This is a genomic window from Mesorhizobium sp. M1A.F.Ca.IN.020.06.1.1 (assembly GCF_004023265.1).
Classification (GTDB): Bacteria; Pseudomonadota; Alphaproteobacteria; order Rhizobiales; family Rhizobiaceae; genus Mesorhizobium.
In genome coordinates this window covers 1-5,472 of the sequence record NZ_RZSR01000349.1, presented here as the reverse complement: position 1 = coordinate 5,472, position 5,472 = coordinate 1, and the positions used below count along the sequence as shown (strand labels likewise).

The 5,472-nt window shown below is 61.1% G+C and carries 6 protein-coding genes; all 6 read left to right on the top strand.

Annotated features, from left to right (window positions below):
• A partial coding sequence (gene tssM, locus EOA60_RS16670; protein WP_128311616.1) for a type VI secretion system membrane subunit TssM occupies positions 1-1,318 on the top strand: 1,318 nt, incomplete at its 5' end.
• Positions 1,300-1,839: a type VI secretion system-associated protein TagF gene (tagF, locus tag EOA60_RS16665; RefSeq protein ID WP_095823904.1), complete on the top strand. Its 540-nt coding sequence runs from the start codon at positions 1,300-1,302 to the stop codon at positions 1,837-1,839. The genes tssM and tagF, both read left to right, overlap by 19 nt.
• Positions 1,839-2,942 carry a DUF2169 domain-containing protein gene (locus tag EOA60_RS16660; RefSeq protein ID WP_095823905.1) on the top strand — a complete coding sequence of 368 codons (1,104 nt, stop codon included), beginning with the start codon at positions 1,839-1,841 and terminating at the stop codon, positions 2,940-2,942. The genes tagF and EOA60_RS16660 overlap by 1 nt, the downstream gene beginning before the upstream one ends.
• Positions 2,939-3,961, top strand: coding sequence for a beta-ketoacyl synthase N-terminal-like domain-containing protein (locus tag EOA60_RS16655; RefSeq protein ID WP_095823906.1), 1,023 nt, complete (start codon positions 2,939-2,941; stop codon positions 3,959-3,961). Before EOA60_RS16660 ends, EOA60_RS16655 begins: the two co-directional genes overlap by 4 nt.
• Complete coding sequence (locus tag EOA60_RS16650; protein WP_245322307.1) at positions 3,961-4,896, top strand: DUF4150 domain-containing protein; 936 nt, start codon at positions 3,961-3,963, stop codon at positions 4,894-4,896. The genes EOA60_RS16655 and EOA60_RS16650 overlap by 1 nt, the downstream gene beginning before the upstream one ends.
• Positions 4,897-4,899: 3 nt before the next feature.
• Positions 4,900-5,472: hypothetical protein (locus EOA60_RS16645; RefSeq protein WP_164899354.1), on the top strand; the 573-nt coding region annotated here is incomplete at its 3' end.

Sequence of the window (5,472 nt, the reverse complement as noted above, 5' to 3'; positions counted from 1 at the left end):
GTCCGAGGACATTCTGAAGCTCTACTATGACGACTACATTTCGCAGTGGGACAGCTTCCTGCGCGACATGCGGCTGGCGCCGCTGACCGACCTCAACGTCGCCAGCGAAAATCTCAAGGACCTTTCGAGCGCCGATTCCGCGTTGAAACGGCTCCTCACCGCGGTCGTGCAGGAACTCGATCTCACCCGTTCCGACGAAGCGCCGGCGGATGACAAGAACGGCGCTGCCGCCAAGAGCGGCTCGAAGCTGCTCTCCAAGCTCGGCAAACTCGGCAAGGTGGTGAAGACGGGAGCGAAACTACTGCCACGCGCGGGCTCGGCCGAGCAGGTCGACATGACCGGCAGCCTGGTGGCCGAACACTTCAAGCCGCTCAAAGGCACGATCGCCGAGGTAGACGGCCAGCCGCCGGCGCTCGACGCAGCCGTGGTGGCGCTGACGGCGCTGTCCAATGTGCTGCAGACCGTGTCGGCCAACCCCGACCCGCAGGACGCCATCAAGAAGCAGGGCGGCCTGGCCGAGCTGACGGGGGCGGTCGCAAGACAGGCGCAGATCCTGCCTTCGCCGATCAACGACTGGCTGGGCGGGATTGCCGGCGACACCAGCGGCCTGTCGCAGAAGGCGGTCACCAACGAGCTCAATGCCATCTGGCGCGCCGACATCCTGCCCTTCTGCCAGGCTGCGCTCAACAACCGCTATCCGTTCAGCCCGGACAGCGCGGTCGACGTCAATGTGCGCGACTTCCAGCGCCTCTTCGGCCCCGCCGGCCTGATCGACGCCTTCATCAACGACCATCTGATCAACTATGTCGACACCGCCAGCCAGCCGTGGAAATGGCGCGCCGATTTCGGCCTCGACGCGGCCGCGCTGGCGGCGTTCGAGCAGGCACGGCACATCCGCGACGACCTGTTTCCCGGCGGCACCGGCCCGGTGATGAACTTCACGCTGGAGCCAAAGGACCTGTCGCCCAACGTGGCGCGGGTGACGCTCAACCTCGATGGCCAGAACCTCGTCTACTACAACAACGCGACCCGGCCGCAGCCGATGACATGGCCCGGCAAGGACGGCACCGGCGTGATCTCGCTTGCGTTCCAGCCGGTCGACGGCTCACCCGAGGTGATGCTCAACGAGACCGGCAGCTGGGCGTGGCTGAGGATGCTGCGCAGCGGCAAGTTCGCCGGAACCAACCTTTCCGACGTCTATAGCCTGCGCCTCGGCACGAAAGGCATGTATGCCGATTTCGAGCTCAAGGCGGCCAGCGTCGAGAACCCCTACACACTCGAGATGTTCAAGAAGTTCACATGTCCGCCGCAGATATGAGCACCGGCTTCTACGGCAAGATACCCGCCACCGGCGATTTCGTGACGCGGCGGCTGCCGGGCGATTTCGTGCGCGTCTGGGATCGCTGGCTGGCGCAGCAGATCGTCCCGCTGTTTGGCCACGATGCGTGGCAGACGGACACTGCGTTGCGCTTTCTCGCCGGCCCCGCCTCGTTCGGCGCCTCGGCCGGCGTCATCGTGCAGAGCGCCGACAAGGTCGGCCGACAGTTCCCGCTCAGCGTCGTCGCACGGCTTGCCGAGGCGCCGCTCAGGCTGGCCTATTCGGATGCCTGGTTCGACCGCATCGAGGAAGCGGCCTTCGCCGCGCAACGGGGCGAGCTGACGCCCGACGAACTGGATGCCGCGCTGGGCGCCCTGCCTGCCCCGGCGGTCGATGAGGATGGCGATGTTGTCGACGACCTCGTCATGTGGACCGCGCGCACGGATATCTTCGACGTCGACCCGCAGGCGCCGCAAAAGACGGTGGAGCGGATCTTCGCCGCTAGCTGGGAGACCAGCTGATGCAGATCTGGAACCAGCTGGGTTTTCCGCATCAGTTCACCATGGGCATGGACAAGGCCGGCCATGAGTGGATCGTGGTCGTGGTGAAGGGCACGTTCGATTTTCCGGAGAAGCCCGGCGGCCTCGTGCAGAAATCGGCGGAGCAAGTTCCGCTGGTCATGGCTGACACGCATACCGGCGCGCCGGGTTACTCAGCGACGCTGTGGGAGACCGACTTCGCCTTCCGTAAGCCGCGCTGCGACGTGATTGCCAATGGCTGCGCCTATGCACCGGGTGAACGCCCGGCGGAACGGGTACCAGTCGGCATCAAGGTCGGCAACTGGTCGAAGCTCTTCGAAGTGGTCGGCCACCGGGAGTGGCGGGCCATAGGTCCGGTCTTCACCGCAACTGCACCGCAGCCCTTCCTGAAACTACCGATCTCCTACGATTTCGCTTGGGGCGGCGTCGACCGGTTGGACCCCGAGGATCAGCTTCCCGCCAGCTACAAATACAACCCGGTCGGCACCGGCTGGTCTCGCGCCAAGAACCAGCGTTTCATTCCAGGCCTGCGGCTGCCCAACACGCAGGCGGTCAATGAAGAAATCCGCTCCCCCTTCGGCGACTACCAGCCGATAAGCTTCGGGCCGATGGGGCGAGGCTGGCCCGGCCGCATCGAATATGGCGGCACTTATGACCAGAACTGGATCGACAATGTGTTCCCATTCCTGCCGCAGGATTTCGACGAGCGCTACTTCCAGATGGCGCCGCCTGACCAGCAAATCGATCATCCGCGTGGTGGCGAAGAGGTGGTGTTGGTGAACCTGACGCCGGAAGGGCGCGTAAGCTTCCGGCTGCCCTCGACTGCGCTGCCGATGACACTGTTCAAGGGCAGGCAGAAAGCATACGAGGCCGATGTTTTCCCCGACACCATTCTCCTCGAGCCTGAGAAGCGCCGCTTTTCGCTGGTTTGGCGCGTCTCGCAACGCATCCAGCGGACTATCCTCGATTTCTCAGAATGCTGGGTCGGGCCGCCGACCGAGTCAATGCTGCGAGCACGCGCCAGTGGGCGCGCTTATGTTCGAGCCAGCCTCACTGTTCCTGATGACGAAGCTGAAGACGCATGAGTATCGCCATCGATATAGCCGCGATTGGCATGGTGACGGCAGTCGGTCTTGATGCGCCCTCGGCCTGCGCAGCGATGCGCGCCCGCCTCGACGGTTTTCAGGAAACTCGCTTTCTGGGACCAAGCGGTCAATGGCTGACCGGCGCGCCGGTGCCTTTGCCACGCGAATGGATCGGCGAAAAGCGGATGGCCCACCTCGCCGCCGCCGCGATCTGCGAGGCCTTCGAAAGCGTTCCTGAAGCACGAGGTCAGACCGCGCTCATTCTATGCTTGGCAGAAGAGAGCCGGCCGGGCCGGCCGATAGCCGACGGAGGTCGCCTGCTTCGCCATATCGCTGAAATTATCGATGTCGAGCCCCACGCACGCTCGCGCATTATCAATCACGATCGTGCATCGGGCCATGTGGCGCTGGAACAAGCGCGCAGGATGATTGCATCGGGTGAGGCGCCTTACGTGATGATTGCCGGCGTCGACAGCTATCTGACGGCTCCGGCCATAGAACACTACCAGAAGAACAATCGACTTCTGGCGCCCGAAAATCCCAACGGTTTTATCCCCGGTGAAGCAGCTGCGGCAGTTCTGTGCCTGCGATCGGGGCGTGGTGGCTTTCGCCTCTTCGGCCTCGGCCTGGCCCGCGAGGTCGCGTCGATCTACAACTCCGACGACTTGCCCTTGCGCGGCGATGGTATGACTGCGGCATACGACATAGCCTTCAAGGAAACGGGCATCGAGATGAGCCGACTCGGCTATCGCATTGCCGATCTAATCGGTGAGCAATACTGGTTTAAGCAGAGCGCACTGGCAAGCTTGCGTCTATTGCGCGGCCGTCACGATTTTCAGGACATCTGGTCCCCAGGCGAATCGCTTGGCAATGTGGGCGCGGCAGCAGGTCCGCTCATGATTGGCATGGCTTGGATGGCTGCCCGCAAGGGATATGCCGCCGGCAGTCCAGTGCTAATCGAAGCATCGAACGATGCCGGCGCATGTGGCGCCGCACTCTTTGCAACGAGATTCGACTAGTGAGCAATGTATTCGCGAATGGTCTGGAAATTTCCGGCAAGGCGGTGAACGCCCAGACAATTGCTGCATTCCCTGACGTTTGCTTCACGCCACCCGAAAACCCAGCAACCCCCCCTGGAGTGCCCATCCCGTATCCCAGCTTCGGGATGGCCAGCGATACCGAGCAGGGGACGAGCACTGTCAAGATCGGCGGGAAGACCGTCAATATCAAGAACAAATCCGACTTGTCCAAAACGTCCGGGACAGAGGCGGGCTGTGCCGCCAAGAAGGGCGTTATCACTTCGAAGAACACCGGCAAGGAGTACTTCAACTCCTGGTCAAACAACGTAAAGTTCGATGGCGAGCCGGTTATCCGGAATACGGATCTTGCTACTAACAATCATGCATCTCCAATAGGCAACACCCCGCCTTGGGTTCATATAGCGTCCTTGTCCGTAGGCGGACAGAACTGCTTAGCGTTGCTTGCCTCGATTGACATCCATGTGCACCCTTATGACGAGGCTGACAATCACTGCAAGAAAGGAAAACAGCAGTCCGACCACGTCATTCAGAATGCCTTTTTTGAACCCGAGCGTGGTGGCGGACCAATAGGTGCCTTCCCACGTTATACCGAGGGCGACGCGCCTTGCATTTGCCTCAACGACGGGAAGAAAAAAACCACGCAGCATGGCAAAAAGTCCCGCAAGCAGATCAAGCGGGCGGCAGCGCAGCGCCGAGCGGAAGGTGCCGGTAAGTCAGGTGCCTGTTCGCAAACATATGAAGAGGCTCGGGACGCCGAACTTCAGCATACAGCAGAAAGCCTTCCTAAGCTGGCCGCTAGCCCTGACGCCCAGGAATGCCTGAAGGCCATATGTGACACCTATTTCAAATGGGCCACCAGAAAACGGAGCCAAGACCGGCTCAACGAAGTCAAATGTGACGTACCAAAGGTATGATCGATGGAATGCACCGACGCACACATCGCCGTAAACGACGCCTTTTTCTGCCTGTTTTACGAGGAACTCGGCCCTGGCGATCATCTTTCTCGCATCTATCATTTTAGCGGGCGAAGAAATCCCCAGGTCCGGCTCGTCGCCGAGATTCGAGATTGGGTAGCGTCGATCTGGGCCAACCGCTCTGGCAAGCTTTTTGGAGCTGTCTGGGATGGTCAAATCCTATTGATCGGAGACAGGGTCGAACCGATCGCCACTGTTGATCTTCTGGGGACGATCAAACTCACCGGTTTCGCGGATGAACCTCAGTTCATAATGGGTGAGGATGGTCTCATCTTCGAGAACCGGCGCGGCTCATGGCAACGAATCTCTTTCCGCGGCAAGCAGGATATCTACTCAGTGGCACGAAGGAAGAGAGACGAATATGTCTTCGCCGCCTCATCCGGCCGGATAATTACCTATGTGGCGGGCACCGCCTCCGTTGAGCATCTTCCAACAAACGTCGATTTGCACGGAATCGCCTTCACCACACCGGAAAAAGGCGTGGCAGTTGGGGATGAAGGCGTCGCCTTTCTATAC